The sequence below is a fragment of the Micromonospora sp. NPDC047753 genome (assembly GCF_040642735.1).
Lineage (GTDB): Bacteria > Actinomycetota > Actinomycetes > Mycobacteriales > Micromonosporaceae > Micromonospora.
Genome location: NZ_JBEYSL010000131.1, coordinates 1 through 14,474, shown reverse-complemented (window position 1 = coordinate 14,474; position 14,474 = coordinate 1). Strand labels below are relative to the sequence as shown.

At 71.8% G+C, this 14,474-nt stretch carries 17 protein-coding genes; 3 read left to right on the top strand and 14 right to left on the bottom strand.

Going from position 1 to position 14,474, the window contains the following annotated elements:
• The 5 genes from carB to pyrR all read right to left on the bottom strand — a co-directional run.
• Positions 1 to 1,543, bottom strand: a 1,543-nt coding sequence (carB, locus tag ABZ749_RS13910) for a carbamoyl-phosphate synthase large subunit (protein ID WP_357227373.1), incomplete at its 3' end; no start/stop codon positions are given.
• Complete coding sequence (gene carA / locus ABZ749_RS13905; protein ID WP_357227371.1) at positions 1,536 to 2,729, bottom strand: glutamine-hydrolyzing carbamoyl-phosphate synthase small subunit; 1,194 nt, start codon at positions 2,727 to 2,729, stop codon at positions 1,536 to 1,538. The genes carA and carB, both read right to left, overlap by 8 nt.
• Positions 2,729 to 4,006, bottom strand: coding sequence for a dihydroorotase (locus ABZ749_RS13900; protein WP_357227367.1), 1,278 nt, complete (start codon positions 4,004 to 4,006; stop codon positions 2,729 to 2,731). Before ABZ749_RS13900 ends, carA begins: the two co-directional genes overlap by 1 nt.
• Positions 4,003 to 4,929: an aspartate carbamoyltransferase catalytic subunit gene (locus tag ABZ749_RS13895; protein ID WP_357227364.1), complete on the bottom strand. Its 927-nt coding sequence runs from the start codon at positions 4,927 to 4,929 to the stop codon at positions 4,003 to 4,005. Before ABZ749_RS13895 ends, ABZ749_RS13900 begins: the two co-directional genes overlap by 4 nt.
• Complete coding sequence (gene pyrR / locus ABZ749_RS13890) at positions 4,926 to 5,510, bottom strand: bifunctional pyr operon transcriptional regulator/uracil phosphoribosyltransferase PyrR (RefSeq protein WP_210785458.1); 585 nt, start codon at positions 5,508 to 5,510, stop codon at positions 4,926 to 4,928. The genes ABZ749_RS13895 and pyrR overlap by 4 nt, the downstream gene beginning before the upstream one ends.
• A 288-nt stretch (positions 5,511 to 5,798) precedes the next feature.
• Between pyrR and ABZ749_RS13885 the strand changes: the two genes are divergently transcribed.
• Entirely contained in the window at positions 5,799 to 6,287 is a 489-nt protein-coding gene (locus ABZ749_RS13885) for a transcriptional regulator (protein ID WP_007458348.1), read from the top strand.
• A 91-nt stretch (positions 6,288 to 6,378) separates the two neighbouring features.
• On the opposite strand, the gene nusB is transcribed toward ABZ749_RS13885, so the two are convergent.
• The 5 genes from nusB to ABZ749_RS13860 form a co-directional block, all read right to left on the bottom strand.
• Positions 6,379 to 6,789: a transcription antitermination factor NusB gene (gene nusB / locus ABZ749_RS13880; protein ID WP_184188983.1), complete on the bottom strand. Its 411-nt coding sequence runs from the start codon at positions 6,787 to 6,789 to the stop codon at positions 6,379 to 6,381.
• Positions 6,790 to 6,812: 23 nt separating this feature from the next.
• Positions 6,813 to 7,370: an elongation factor P gene (gene efp / locus ABZ749_RS13875; RefSeq protein WP_355009200.1), complete on the bottom strand. Its 558-nt coding sequence runs from the start codon at positions 7,368 to 7,370 to the stop codon at positions 6,813 to 6,815.
• Positions 7,371 to 7,468: 98 nt separating this feature from the next.
• Positions 7,469 to 7,942: a type II 3-dehydroquinate dehydratase gene (gene aroQ, locus ABZ749_RS13870; RefSeq protein WP_357227360.1), complete on the bottom strand. Its 474-nt coding sequence runs from the start codon at positions 7,940 to 7,942 to the stop codon at positions 7,469 to 7,471.
• Complete coding sequence (gene aroB / locus ABZ749_RS13865) at positions 7,939 to 9,018, bottom strand: 3-dehydroquinate synthase (RefSeq protein ID WP_357227356.1); 1,080 nt, start codon at positions 9,016 to 9,018, stop codon at positions 7,939 to 7,941. Before aroB ends, aroQ begins: the two co-directional genes overlap by 4 nt.
• 10 nt (positions 9,019 to 9,028) lie before the next feature.
• A complete protein-coding gene (locus tag ABZ749_RS13860; protein WP_357227353.1) occupies positions 9,029 to 10,027 on the bottom strand; it encodes a YafY family protein in 999 nt (332 codons plus the stop codon).
• 79 nt (positions 10,028 to 10,106) lie between these two features.
• Here ABZ749_RS13860 and ABZ749_RS13855 point away from each other — a divergent pair, with 79 nt between their 5' ends.
• A complete protein-coding gene (locus ABZ749_RS13855; protein WP_357227351.1) occupies positions 10,107 to 10,835 on the top strand; it encodes an alpha/beta hydrolase in 729 nt (242 codons plus the stop codon).
• Between the two features lie 194 nt (positions 10,836 to 11,029).
• Here the strand turns inward: ABZ749_RS13855 and ABZ749_RS13850 are convergent, their stop codons facing one another.
• The 4 genes from ABZ749_RS13850 to ABZ749_RS13835 all read right to left on the bottom strand — a co-directional run bounded on the left by ABZ749_RS13850 (position 11,030) and on the right by ABZ749_RS13835 (position 14,355).
• On the bottom strand, positions 11,030 to 11,533 hold the full coding sequence (locus ABZ749_RS13850) for a shikimate kinase (protein ID WP_355009205.1): 504 nt from the start codon (positions 11,531 to 11,533) through the stop codon (positions 11,030 to 11,032).
• Positions 11,533 to 12,711: a chorismate synthase gene (aroC, locus tag ABZ749_RS13845; protein ID WP_357196238.1), complete on the bottom strand. Its 1,179-nt coding sequence runs from the start codon at positions 12,709 to 12,711 to the stop codon at positions 11,533 to 11,535. The genes ABZ749_RS13850 and aroC overlap by 1 nt, the downstream gene beginning before the upstream one ends.
• A gap of 208 nt (positions 12,712 to 12,919) precedes the next feature.
• Complete coding sequence (locus ABZ749_RS13840) at positions 12,920 to 13,843, bottom strand: glycosyltransferase family 2 protein (RefSeq protein WP_357227348.1); 924 nt, start codon at positions 13,841 to 13,843, stop codon at positions 12,920 to 12,922.
• The gene (locus tag ABZ749_RS13835; protein WP_357227345.1) at positions 13,840 to 14,355 is read right to left on the bottom strand and encodes a glycosyltransferase; all 516 of its coding nucleotides are present in this window, start codon (positions 14,353 to 14,355) and stop codon (positions 13,840 to 13,842) included. The genes ABZ749_RS13840 and ABZ749_RS13835 overlap by 4 nt, the downstream gene beginning before the upstream one ends.
• On the opposite strand from ABZ749_RS13835, the gene ABZ749_RS13830 reads away from it, so the two are divergent.
• A partial coding sequence (locus ABZ749_RS13830) for a DUF397 domain-containing protein (protein ID WP_357227376.1) occupies positions 14,309 to 14,474 on the top strand: 166 nt, incomplete at its 3' end. The genes ABZ749_RS13835 and ABZ749_RS13830 overlap by 47 nt on opposite strands.

Sequence of the window (14,474 nt, the reverse complement as noted above, 5' to 3'; positions counted from 1 at the left end):
GCTCCGGGCGCAGCGCGGCGAGCTGCCGGTCGGACAGACCGGCCCGCTTGGCACGACGCAGCAGGTCGGCGTCGAGCACCGGCGCGTCGACGATCTCGGCGCGCAGCTCGATCAGCGCGGCGATCTGGTCCAGGAACCACGGGTCGATCCCGCCGGACGCCTCGGCCACCTCGGCGATCGACGCCCCGAGCCGCAGCGCCCGCTCCACCGTGTACAGCCGGCCGTCGTGCGGGATCCGCAGCGCCGCGAGGGTGTCGGCCAGGGTGACGCCGGCAGGGTCCGGCACACTCCAGAAACCGGCCGACTTGGTTTCCATCGAGCGCATCGCCTTGTTCAGCGCCTCGGTGAAGTTGCGTCCGAGGCTCATCGCCTCGCCCACCGACTTCATCGTGGTGGTCAGCTCCGGGTCCGCGCCGGGGAACTTCTCGAACGCGAACCGGGGGATCTTCACCACCACGTAGTCCAGGGTCGGCTCGAACGCCGCCGGGGTCTTCAGGGTGATGTCGTTCGGGATCTCGTCGAGGGTGTAGCCGATGGCCAGCTTCGCGGCGATCTTCGCGATCGGGAAACCGGTCGCCTTGGAGGCCAGCGCCGAGGACCGCGACACCCGGGGGTTCATCTCGATGACGACGATCCGGCCGTCGACCGGGTTGACCGCGAACTGGATGTTGCAGCCGCCGGTGTCCACACCGACCTCGCGCAGCACGGCGATGCCCAGGTCACGCAGGTGCTGGTACTCCCGGTCGGTGAGCGTCATGGCCGGGGCCACTGTGACGCTGTCGCCGGTGTGCACGCCCATCGGGTCGATGTTCTCGATCGAGCAGACCACCACCACGTTGTCGTGCCGGTCGCGCATCAGCTCGAGCTCGTACTCCTTCCAACCGAGCACGCTCTCCTCGATGAGCACCTCGTGCACCGGGCTGGCGGACAGGCCGTCGCCGGCGATGCGGGCCAGGTCCTCCGGGGTGTGCGCCATGCCGGAACCCAGGCCACCCATGGTGAACGACGGCCGGATCACCACCGGCAGGCCCAGCTCGGCGACTGTCGCCTCGACCTCGTCCATCGAGTGGCAGACCCGCGAGCGGGGCACCAGGGCGGTCGGGTCGTCGACGCCCAGCCGTACGCCGGCCTTCGCCACAATCTCCTTGAACAGCTGCCGGTCCTCGCCCCGGTTGATGGCGTCGATGTTCGCGCCGATCAGCTCCACGCCGTACTTCTCCAGGACGCCGGCCTCGTGCAGGGCGACGGCCGTGTTCAGCGCGGTCTGCCCGCCGAGGGTCGCGAGGATCGCATCCGGGCGCTCCTTGGCGATGACCAGCTCCACGAACTCCGGGGTGATCGGCTCGACGTACGTGGCGTCGGCGAACTCCGGGTCCGTCATGATCGTGGCCGGGTTGGAGTTGACCAGGCTGACCCGGATCCCCTCGCTGCGCAGCACCCGGCACGCCTGGGTGCCCGAGTAGTCGAACTCGCAGGCCTGCCCGATGACGATCGGCCCGGAGCCGATCACGAGGATGTGCTGGAGATCGGTCCGCTTAGGCATTGCTACGCCCCTTGCTGTGGGTCCGGCCTTCACTGGGCCGCTGGTCGAGGGCACGGCCCTCGATCAGTTCGGCGAATCGGTCGAAGAGGTAGTCCGCGTCGTGCGGACCGGCCGCCGCCTCCGGGTGGTACTGGACGGTGAACGCGGGCAGGTCCACTGCCCGCAGCCCCTCGACCACGTTGTCATTGAGGCAGACGTGCGACACCCGTACGCCGCCGAAGTCGGTGTCGATCACCTGGTCGGGGACGACAGCGCCAGCACCCGCGCCCGGCACCTTGACCGCGAAGCCGTGATTGTGGCTGGTCACCTCGACCTTGCCGGTGACCCGGTCGAGCACCGGCTGGTTGATCCCCCGGTGGCCGTAGCCCAGCTTGTAGGTGCCGAAGCCGAGCGCCCGACCGAGGATCTGGCTGCCGAAGCAGATGCCGAACAGCGGCACCTCGCGCCGCAGCGCCTCCCGGGCCAGCTCCACCGGGGCGTCGGCGGTGGCCGGGTCGCCCGGACCGGGCGACAGGAAGATCGCGTCGGCGCCGGTGGCGAGCATCTGGTCGATGCTCGACGACGCCGGCAGCACGTGGGTGGTCACCCCCCGGGTGGCCAGCCGACGCGGCACGTTGCGCTTGATGCCCAGGTCCAGCGCGGCCACCGTGAACCGGTGCTCGCCCAGGGCCTCGACGACGTACGGCTCGACGGTGCTCACCTCGGCGGACAGGTCCGCGCCGACCATCTGCGGCGCCTGACGGACCCGGGCCAGCAGGCTCTGCGGGTCGTTGTCGATGCTGGAGATGCCCACCCGCATGGCGCCCCGCTCGCGCAGGTGCCGGGTCAGCGCCCGGGTGTCCACGCCACTGATGCCCACCACACCCTCGGTGGCGAGACGGTCCTCGAGACCACCGGTGGCCCGCCAGTTCGAGCCGATCCGGGCCGGGTCGCGCACGACGTAGCCGGCCACCCAGATCCGACCGGACTCGTCGTCCTCGCCGTTGACACCGGTGTTGCCGATGTGCGGCGCGGTCTGCACCACCACCTGACGGTGGTACGACGGGTCGGTGAGGGTCTCCTGGTAACCGGTCATGCCGGTGTTGAAGACCGCCTCGCCGAAGGTCTCTCCGACGCTGCCGTACGCCTCGCCGGGGAACGTACGCCCGTCCTCCAGCACCAGCATTGCGGGTCTGCGCTTGACCATTACTTGACAGCCTTTCCGTCCAGGACCGTCGGCTCGCCACGCAGGAAGGTCGCCACGATGCGACCTGGCAGCGTCATGCGGGCGTACGGGGTGTTGCGACTGCGACTGGCCAGCTCCGCCGGATCGATGGTGCGGTGGGCGGCCGGGTCGATCAGGGTCAGGTTGGCCGGCACACCCGGCGCGGGGTCGACGCCGTGCCCGGTGAGGCCGGCGATCCGTGCGGGGGTGCGCGACATCCGCTCGGCGATCAGGTCCCACTCGGGGCCGAGCACGTCCAGCGCGATGGAGAGGGCCGTCTCCAGACCGAGCATCCCCGGTCGGGCGTACGCCCACTCGCACTCCTTGTCCTCCACGGCGTGCGGCGCGTGGTCGGTGGCGATCACGTCGATCACCCCGTCGGCGAGGGCGGCGCGCAGCGCGGCAATGTCCGCGGCGGTGCGCAGCGGCGGGTTCACCTTGTAGACCGGGTCGTAGCTTTCCGCCCGTTCGTCGGTGAGCAGCAGGTGATGCGGGGTCACCTCGGCCGTCACGCGTACCCCGCGGGCCTTCGCCTGGCGCAGCACCTCGACGCTGCCGGCGGTGGAGACGTGGCAGACGTGCAGTCGGCTGCCCACGTGCTCGGCGAGCAGCACGTCCCGGGCGATGATCGCCTCCTCGGCGACCGCCGGCCAACCGATCAGGCCGAGCCGGGTGGAGACCTCACCCTCGTGCATCTGGGCGCCCTCGGTGAGCCGGGGCTCCTCGGCGTGCTGGGCGATGATCCCGTCGAACGCCTTGACGTACTCCAGTGCTCGGCGCATCAACTTCGGGTCGGCGACGCAGTGCCCGTCGTCGGAGAAGATCCGCACCCGGGCCGCCGAGTCCGCCATCGCGCCCAGCTCGGCCAGTCGCTCGCCGGCCAGCCCGACGGTGACCGCGCCGATCGGCTGCACGTCGACCAGACCGGCCTCGCGGCCGAGCCGCCAGACCTGCTCGACCACGCCGGCGGTGTCCGCCACCGGGGAGGTGTTGGCCATCGCGCAGACCGCCGTGTAGCCGCCCAGCGCCGCCGCCCGGGAACCGGACTCGACGGTCTCGGCGTCCTCCCGGCCGGGCTCGCGCAGGTGGGTGTGCAGGTCGACGAGACCGGGCAGGGCGACCAGGCCGGTGCCGTCGACGACTGTGGCGTCCGGCGCGGTCAGGCCGGGGCCGACCTCGGCGATCACGCCGTCGCGGATCAGCAGGTCGGTCGGCGCGGCGCCGACGACACTCACGCTGGTGATCAGGTACGCGCTCACCGGTTGTTCCCTCCGAGCAGCAGGTAAAGGACAGCCATCCGCACGGAGACCCCGTTGGTGACCTGTTCGACGATGGTGGAGCGGGGTGAGTCGGCGACCTCGGGGGTGATCTCCATCCCCCGGTTCATCGGGCCGGGGTGCATGACGATCGCGTGCTCGGGCAGCCGGCGCATCCGGGGCCCGTCCAGACCGTAGCGGCGGGCGTACTCGCGCGCGGAGGGGAAGTAGGAGTCGTTCATCCGCTCCCGCTGCACGCGCAGCATCATCACCACGTCCACGTTCGGCAGGACGGAGTCCAGGTCGTAGGAGACGTTGGTGCCGGGCGCGAGGGCGCCCGCGATGTCGACCGGGATGAGGGTCGGCGGACCGACCAGGGTGACCTTGGCGCCGAGGGTGGAGAGCAGCAGCACGTTGGAGCGGGCCACCCGGGAGTGCAGCACGTCCCCGACCACCGCGACCGACAGGCCGGCGAGCCGGCCCAGCCGGGCCCGCATGGTGTACGCGTCCAGCAGCGCCTGGGTGGGGTGCTCGTGAGTGCCGTCGCCGGCGTTGACGACCGACCCGTCCACCCAGTTGGCCAGGCGGTGCGGCGCGCCGGAGGCGGGGTGTCGGACGACGACGGCGTCCGCGCCCATGGCCTGCAGGGTCAACGCGGTGTCCTTCAGGCTCTCACCCTTGGTGACGCTGGACCCCTTCGCGGAAAAGTTGATCACGTCGGCGCTGAGTCGCTTCGCCGCCGCCTCGAAGGAGATCCGGGTACGCGTGGAGTCCTCGTAGAAGAGGTTCACCACGGTCCGTCCGCGCAGCGCGGGAAGCTTCTTGATCTCCCGGCCGGCGACGGTGGCCATCTCGGCGGCGGTGTCCAGGATCTCGGTGGCGGTGTCGGCGTCCAGGTCCCCGCCGGAGAGCAGGTGCTTGATCATGAGGCAGTTCCCCCGTACAGCTTGACCTCGTCCGTCCCGTCGATCTCGGCGAGCGTCACCTTGACGCTCTCGGCGAGCGAGGTCGGGATGTTCTTGCCGACGTAGTCGGCGCGGATCGGCAACTCCCGGTGGCCCCGGTCGACCAGGACGGCGAGCTGGACCGAGGCGGGGCGGCCCACGTCGTTGAGCGCGTCGAGCGCGGCCCGGACGGTGCGGCCGGAGAAGAGCACGTCGTCGACCAGGATGACCCGTTTGCCGTCGATCCCGCCGGGGGGCAGCTCGGTCGGACCCACCGCGCGGGTGGCGTGCCGACGGAGGTCGTCGCGGTACAGAGTGATGTCGAGCACACCGACCGGGACGGCGACGTCCTCGAAGGTGCTGATCCGGTCGGCGAGCCGCCGGGCGAGGGGGGTACCCCGGGTGGGAATCCCCAGCAGCACCGTGTTGGCGGCGCCCTGGGTCTTCTCCAGGATCTGGTGGGCGATGCGGTCGACCACGCGTTGCACGTCGGCGCTGGCGAGGATCACCTTCACCGAGGGTTGTTGCGGTGGTGACGAGCGGGCAGCCGGTGGGTACGCCACGGCGGACCTCCTTCCCCGCCTCACGGGACGGGTCGTTAAAGGATGTCGGGCACCTCAGGCCGGACCGCACAGCGGACCTGGACCGGGGCTTCCGCCACGTTACCAGTGGTCACCGGGGTGATGGCCGGCGGCCACTGACCACCGGGTCAGGTACCGGAAAAGGAGAAAACTCCCCGGACGCTCCGCAACGGTAGGGGCACGACCACTTGACCACGTGTCGCATTCCCCGTACCGTCACGCTCCGTAGCGATCGACGGGAGAACCCCGAGCAGCACTGGGAGTGTCCGAATGCCCTCTGAATACGCCAAGTCTCTGGGCGCCCGCCTGCGCTCCATCCGCCAGCAGCAGGGTCTCTCCCTGCAGGGTGTGGAGGAGAAGTCGAACGGGCGGTGGAAGGCCGTGGTGGTCGGCTCTTACGAGCGTGGCGACCGGGCCGTGACGGTGTCCCGTCTGGCCGAGTTGGCCGAGTTCTACCGCGTACCCGTCTCGGAGCTGCTGCCTGACGGCAGTGGCGTCCGCCACGAGCCCACCAGCAAGATTGTCCTGGACCTGGAGCGGCTCTACGACGAGGCCTCCGAGGACCTGGCCTACGTCGCCCGCTACGCCCGCGCCATCCAGCAGCAGCGCGGCGACTACAACGGCCGGGTGCTCTCCATCCGCGCCGACGACCTGCGGGCCCTCGCGATCGTCTACGACGCCTCACCGTCGGGCCTGATCGAGCGGCTCACCGAGCACGGCGTGCTGGTGGCCGACCCCCGGGCGTTCTTCGCCTCCTGATCTGCCGCTCCACCTGATCTGCCGCTCCACCGAAAGGGCCCGTGCCGGCTGGCACGGGCCCTTTCGGATCAGCGGTGTCCGGTGCGGACGCTCAGCGGGTGGCGTACTCGGCGATCCGGCCGAGCACCCCGTTGAGGAAGCGCGGCGAATCGTCCGTCGACATCTGCCGAGCCAGCTCGACGGCCTCGCTGATCGCCACCGCGTCGTCGATCTCGTCGACGTAGAGCAACTCGTAGACGGCGATCCGGGCCAGATTACGGTCGACGACCGGCATCCGCTCCAGCGTCCAACCCTCGGCGTAGCTGGCGATCAGCTCGTCGATCCGGTTGAGGTGCTCGGCAACCCCCTCGACCAGACCCACCGCGTAGCCGAGGTGCTCCGGCCGGGGCTGCTCGATCCGCTGCACGTAGCCGGCGAGCACCTCCACCGGAGGCTTGTCCCGCAGGTCGGCCTCGTAAAGGACATCCAGCGCCCGCTTGCGCGCCTTGCGGCGCGCCGGCATCTGCTGCTTGGAACCCTCAGCCATCAGGCGCGGCCGAGGTAACGGCCGTCGCGGGTGTCGACCTTGATCTTCTCGCCGGTGGTGATGAACAGCGGAACCGGCACGGTGGCGCCGGTCTCCACAGTCGCCGGCTTGGTGCCGCCGGTCGAACGGTCGCCCTGCAGGCCCGGCTCGGTGTAGGTGACCTCCAGCACGACGCTGGTGGGCAGCTCGATGTAGAGCGGCACACCCTCGTGCTGGGCGATGGTCGCCTCCGCCTCGGGCAGCAGGTAGTTGGCTGCCTCACCGACGGTGCCACCGGGCACGGTGATCTGGTCGAAGGTCTCCAGATCCATGAAGACGAAGTCCTCACCGTCGGCGTAGAGGTACTGCATCGTGCGCTTGTCAACGGTCGCGGTTTCGACCTTGGTGCCCGCGTTGAAGGTCTTGTCGACCACCTTCCCGGACAGCACGTTCTTCAGCGTGGTGCGCACGAAGGCACCACCCTTACCGGGCTTGACGTGCTGGAACTCGACGACGGCCCAGAGCTCGCCGTCAAGGTTGAGTACCAGGCCGTTTTTGAGGTCGTTGGTGGAGGCCATTTCCTGCCTTGATCATCAATTGGCGGACAGACCTGGCAAGTCTACAAGCTGCGTCGAATCGGACGGCCCCCCGTTCGGAGCGCCCAGTCGGAGGGCCCTCAGCGGGTGGCCAGATGGTGCAGAGCGAGACGATAGCCGTCGATACCGAGACCGCAGATCACCCCGGTCGCCACCGCCGAGACCACCGAGTGGTGCCGGAACTCCTCACGGGTATGGATGTTGGAGATGTGCACCTCCACCAGCGGCCCGCGCAGCATGGCGCAGGCGTCCCGCACCGCGTACGAGTAGTGCGACCAGGCTGCCGGGTTGAGCACCACAGCGGCGCCCTCGTCGGCCGCCGCGTGCAGCCAGCCGAGCAGCTCGTGCTCCGCGTCGGTCTGCCGGACCGTCACCGCCAGCCCCAGCTCCCGACCCGTGCTCTCGCAGAGCGCCACCAGGTCCGCATATCTGGTCGCGCCGTACACGTCGGGCTCGCGGGTGCCCAGCCGGCCCAGGTTCGGCCCGTTCAGAACGTAGACCTTCTCTGTCGTTCGCTTCTGTGGGGCCCGCTGACCCGGCTCAGTCGCGCTCACGGGGTTGCCACCTCCCGGTAGGCAGCCTCCAGCAACGCGTCGTCGGGGCCCTCCAACATCGCCGGGCGGGCCAGCCCGTCGAGCACCACGAAGCGCAGTCGACTGCCCCGGGCCTTCTTGTCCACCCGCATCGTGGGTAGCAGCTTCGGCCAGGCATCGGCCGGGTAGCTCACCGGCAGGCCCAGCGCGCTCAGCGTGATCCGGTGTCGGTCGGCGGTCGGCGCGTCCAACCGCCCGGCGAGCCGGGCCAGGGTGGCCGCGTACACCAGACCGACAGCGACGGCGTGGCCGTGCCGCCAGCGGTAACCCTCGTTCTGCTCGATGGCGTGGGCAAGGGTGTGACCGTAGTTGAGCACCTCCCGCAGGCCCGACTCGCGCAGGTCGCCGGCGACCACGTCGGCCTTGACCCGGATGGCCCGCTCGATCAGCTCCCGGCTCACCGGCCCACGGGGGTCGGTGGCGGCCTCCGGGTCGTTCTCGATGAGATCCAGGATCGTCGGGTCGGCGATGAACCCGCACTTGACGACCTCGGCCAGCCCGGCCGCCAGGTCGACAGCGGGCAGGCTGTCCAGAGTGGCCAGGTCCGCCAACACCCCGACCGGCGGGTGGAACGCGCCCACCAGGTTCTTGCCGGCGGCCGTGTTGATGCCCGTCTTGCCGCCCACCGCGGCATCCACCATGCCCAGCAGCGAGGTCGCCACCGGCACCCAGCGCACACCCCGCAACCAGCAGGCCGCGACGAAGCCGGCCAGGTCGGTCACCGCGCCGCCGCCCACCCCGACCACCGCGTCGGTACGGGTGAAGCCCGCCGCTCCGAGCCGGTCCCAACAGGCGGCGGCCACCTCGACGTGCTTCCCCGACTCGGCGTCGGGCACCTCGATCGGCAGTGGCTCGACGCCGGCGGCGCGCAGGCGTTCGCCGAGCGCGTCCGCGAGGGCCTTGAGCGGAGGCGCGTGCAACACCGCCACCCGGGTCGCGCCGGGCAGTAGGCCAGGCAGCGCACCCAGCAGGTCACGTCCCACCAAGACGTCGTACGGCCGCTCGCCGCCGACCGGAATTCGGGTCACCTCGTCCATCGCCGGCAGCCTAGTCCAGCGGGCGGCGCGGGGAGGGCGGCTGTCCACCTGCTGGCCGAGCGGCCCAGTCAGCCAACCGGCGGGCGTGCTCGGCCACCGCGGCGCGTAGCGCGTCCGGGTGCCGCACGGTGAACGGACAGCCCAGCCCGGCGAGCAGCGCCGCCATCCCGGGCAGGCTCTCCGCTCGGGCCCGCAGCAGCACCCCGTCGGTGGTGGCGGTCAACTCGGCCACGCTGGGCGGGATGCGGCGGCGGGCGGCGACCAGGTCGGTCTCCAGCACGACCTCCACCTCATGCCGGTACGGCACGCCGGCCAGCGACCGGGTCACCCAGGCCACCGCCTCGAAGCCGTCGGGCACCGTGAACGTCGCCACGCCGGGCGTCACCGCGCCGATCCGGTCCAGTCGGAAGGTCCGAATCTCCCCGCGTCGATGGTCGTGGCCGGTGACATACCAACGGCCGGCGTGGAAGACGAGCCCGTACGGGTCGAGTTCGCGCTGCGACCGCTCGCCCCGCCAGGAGCGGTAGTCCAGCGCCACCCGCTGCCGGTGCCGGGCGGCCGAGGCCAGCGCGAGCAGGGTGCCGGACGCCGGCCCGCGCTCCGCCTCCGGGCGGCGCAGGGTGAAGCCCAGGTGCTCCTGGACGGCGGCGAGCCGGTCGGCGAGCGCGGCCGGCAACACCCGGCGGATCTTCGCCAGCGCGGCGGCGGTGGCCGGCTGCTCGGTGGCGAGCCCGACCCGTTCGGCGACGACGAGGCCGAGCAGCACGGCCACCGCCTCGTCGTCGGTGAGCATCAGCGGCGGCAGCTTGTAACCGGGGTGCAGCCGGTAGCCGCCGTGGCGGCCCCGGTCGGCGGTGACGGGAATGCCCAGCTCGACGAGCGTGGTCGCGTACCGGCGCACCGTCCGCTCGTCCACCCCGAGGTGGCCGGCGAGTTCGGCGGCCGTCGACCGGTGCCGGGTCTGCAGGAGTTCGAGCAGGGCCAGCACCCGCGCTGCGGGATGTGACACGGGCCACTCCTTCAAACCGGGCGGATCCTGTCCGGAATAGATCGTACGGTCTGTCGGTAACCGAGGAAAGGAGCCACAGATGGCGACATTCGTGCTGGTGCCGGGATTCTGGTTGGGTGCCTGGGCGTGGCGGGACGTGACCGCCGCGCTGCGGTCGCAGGGGCACGAGGTCTATCCGATGACGCTCACCGGGGTGGCCGAACGCGACCACCTCGCCGGGCCGGAGGTCGGCCTGGACACGCACACCACCGACATCGTCCGACTGATCGAGGTCGAGGACCTGCGCGACGTACTGCTGGTCGGGCACTCCGGCGGCGGGATGCCGGTCGCCCAGGCGGTGGACCGCATCCCGGACCGGATCGCCCGGGTCGTCTACGTGGAGAGTGGGCCGCTGCCGGACGGCACGGCACAGTTCGACACGCTGCCGCCGGAGGAGCAGCAGCGGCTACGCGAAGCGATCGGCACCGGGCACCTGCTGCCGCCGCCGGCCTGGGACCCGGCCGCCGACCCGACGAACCTGGCCGGCCTGGACGAGCCGACGCTCGCGCTGCTGCGTGACCGGGCCACCCCGCAGCCGCTGCGGGCCGCCACCGACCCGGTCCGACGCACCGGCGGGCACCCCGTTCCGACCGCGCTGGTCGCCAGCACCTTCCCGCTCGGTGTGGTGCGGCAGATGATCCAACAGGAGCATCCGTTCTTCACCGGCCTGGCCGACGGCCAGCTGCACGAGTTGCCCACCGGGCACTGGCCGATGCTCAGCGAGCCGAAAGCCCTGTCCGACGTCCTGGACCTGATAGCCCAAACCTGACCCCTGCCTCCCCACCCCACCCCACCCCGCGCCCCGCGCCCCACGCCCCGCGCCCCACCCCTCCTGCGCCGATCTTGCACTTCCTGTTGCCGAAATGCGGTGAATGCTCCTTACGTCGGAGCAGCAAGTGCAAGATCGGCGCAAGGGGCGGCGCGGGGGCGGGGGGCGCGGGGGCGGGGGGGCGGGGGGGGACGTCAGCGCGGGAGCAGGGCGGCGACGTCCGCGACGACCTGCGCCGGGGCCCGGCCGTCGGTGACCACCGTCTCGGTGGCGACCTCGGCGTAGAGCGGCCGGCGCTGGTCCAACAGGTGCTTGAGGGTGGCCCGTGGGTTGATCGCCAGCAGCGGCCGACCGGCGCCGAGCCCGACCCGCTTGACCGCGTCAGGCAACTCGACCGAGAGGTGCACCACCCGGTGCCCGATCAGGGCCGCCCGGGTCTCCTCGGCCAGCACCGCGCCGCCGCCGAGGGCGAGCACGCCGGTGCCGCCGGCCAGCGCCGCGGCCACGGCGGCCCGTTCCAAGGTACGGAAGTGCGCCTCACCCTCGTCGATGAAGATCTCCGGGATCGGCTTCCCGGCCATCTGCTCGATGTCGGTGTCGGTGTCGCGGAACTCCACGCCGAGGGTGGCGGCGAGCGCCCGGCCGACAGTGGTCTTGCCGCAGCCGGGGGCACCGACCAGCACGACGACCGGTGCCATCAGCGGATGACCAGCGCGTCGAGGTACCCGGCCAGGTTGCGGCGGATCTCGGCGATCGAGTCTCCACCGAACTTCTCGGTGGCCGCCTCGGCCAGCACCAGCGCCACCATCGCCTCGGCGACCACCGCCGCTGCGGGCACCGCGCAGACGTCGGAACGCTGGTTGATCGCGGTGGCCGGCTCACCGGTGGTGACGTCCACAGTGGAGAGGGCCCGGTTCAGCGAGGAGATCGGCTTCATCGCGGCGCGGACCCGCAGCGGCTCGCCGGTGGTGATGCCACCCTCCAGCCCACCGGCCCGGTCGGTGACCCGGCGGACACCGGTGGCCGACGGAATGATCTCGTCGTGCGCCTCCGAGCCACGGGACCGGGCCTGCTGCCAGCCGTCGCCGATCTCCACGCCCTTGATCGCCTGAATGGACATCAGCGCGGTGGCCAGCCGGGCGTCGAGCTTGCGGTCCCACTGCACGTGGCTGCCCAGCCCTGGTGGCACCCCGTACGCCAGCACCTCGACCACGCCACCGAGGGTGTCGGCGGCCTTCTTCGCGGCATCGACCTCGGCGACCATCAGGGCGCTGGCCTCCGGGTCGAGGCAGCGCAGCGGGTCGGCGTCGATGCGCGCGGCGTCGGACGGCGTGGGACGCAGCCCGGGCTTCGCGGCCACCGGGCCCAGCTCGACGACGTGCGAGACGATCTCGATCCCGAGCGCCTGACGGATCAGCGCCTTGGCCACCGTGCCGACAGCCACCCGGGCGGCGGTCTCCCGTGCGCTGGCGCGCTCCAGGATCGGCCGGGCGTCGGTGTGGCCGTACTTCTGCATGCCGGCCAGGTCGGCGTGGCCCGGCCGGGGGCGGGTCAGCGGGGCGTTGCGGGCCTGCCGGGCCAGCTCGTCGGGGTCGACCGGGTCGGCGGCCATCACGGTCTGCCACTTCGGCCACTCGGAGTTGCCGACCCTGATCGCCACCGGGCTGCCGAGGGTCACGCCGTGCCGCAGGCCGCCGAGCAGCTCGACCTCGTCCCGCTCGAACGACATCCGGGCACCCCGCCCGTAGCCCAGCCGTCGACGGGCCAGCTCGTCAGCGATCTCGGTGGTGGTCACCTCGATGCCGGCCGGCACCCCCTCCAACATCGCGACGAGGGCGGGACCGTGCGATTCACCTGCAGTCAGCCAGCGCAACACAGCGGTCAGTCTGTCACGGCGGGCCACCGACGCGGCGCGCTCCCCGGGGCGTCCCGCCCAGCGGACGCCGCCGCCCGCTGAACAGGACATCCGTTGCTCTGGACCCGCCGCCGCGGCAACCCGCGACGCACCCACGGACGGCGTTTGCTCTGCACCCGCCACTGCGACGCGACGCGCGTCGCGTCGCGCGACGCGACGCGACGGTGGCTCAGATCCCCCGACCGCGCTTGTGCAGGGTGCGCAGCACCGCGTCGGCCCGGACCACCCGACCTGCGACGGCGAGGGCCAGGTAGGCGCGCGGCTCGCGGGGGTTGCTCCGCAGGGTGCGCCGGGCCCAGCGCAGCGCGCCCCGGCGGTCGCCGGAGGCGGCCTGGGCGAACGCGATCTGCCCGGCGACACGGGCCTCGCCGGCCGGTTGACTGGCGAACTCCGGGTAGCGCTGGAGCAACCACTGCAACGCCTCGGAGATGGTGTCCCACCGCTGCGCGAAGTACGAGCGCTTGTGCCAGCGGACCAGCACCGACGGCGTCCGCAGGTTGATCAGAGGTGCGCTGCGCGCGGCCCGCAGCAGGAACTCGTAGTCCTCCGCGTAGCTGCCCGGAATCTCCTCGTCGACCAGCCCGAACCCGTCGCGCAAGGCGGTGGCGCGGATCAGGAAGGTCGACGGGTGCAGCTCCGTCATCCGATCGCGGAGCAGGTCGTCCAGGGTGATGCGGTCCTTGTCGAGCACCCGGTCGACGGTGTGCCCGTCGTAGTTGACCCGGATGCCGCAGCAGACGAACTCGGCGGCCGGGTCGCCGGCCAGCGCGTCGACCTGGGCGGCCAGTTTGCCGGGCAGCCACTCGTCGTCGTCGTCACAGAAGGCGACAAGCTCACCCTCGGCGGCGAGGGTGCCGCTGTTGCGCGCACCGGCCAACCCGGGGGTACGGGTGTTGCGGATCACCCGCACCACGCGGGCCGGGCCGCTCCCCAGCTCGGTCAGCGACTCGTCCGGCACGGACTGGTCGAACACCACGACGACCTCGATCAGGGCCGGGTGCTCCTGTGCCAGGATCGCGCGCACCGCGGCCCGCAGCAGCTCGGGGCGGTCCCGGGTGGGCACCACGACGCTGACGGTCGGCTGCTGGGTCATCGAATCTCCTCCGTACCCGGGCGCGGCCGGGACCAGGCCCGCCACCGGGATGGGCGCGGGGTCGAACGGGCCACCAGGTCGTCGACGATCTGCCCGACCCGGGCCACCGCCGCCCGTCGTGCCTCGTGTGCCTCCGGGTCGGCGGCCACCGCGTACCGGGACGGGTCGGCCAGCCCGGCGGCCAACGCGTCGTGCAGGGCTTCCCTGGTCTCGCAGAGCGCCACCAGTCCGGCGGCGCCGAGCCGGCGGGCGAAGAGGAGCTGGTGGTTGTCGACGTGCTCACCGCGAGCCGGGTCGCGGGGCACCACGATGGGCAGGTGGCCGTGCCGGCGGGCCTCCAGGATGGTCGCCGGGCCACCGTGGCAGACCACCAGATCCGCGTCGATCATCGCCTGTTGCAACGCGTCGTGGCCGAGGAACGGCACCGCGCCGCTGAGCTGGGGCGCGGTCGTGTGCCCGTGCTGCATGGTCAGCCCGATCGGGCCGGCAGCCTGCGCGTGCCACTGCGCCACCCAGTCGACGAGCCGGTCGAAGGGGTGGCGTACCAGCACACGCAGTCAGACCTCCAACTGCGTGGAGGTCGCCCCACTGGCCGCCGGCCCGTCGGCGGTCGCCCTGCGCGACAGCAAGG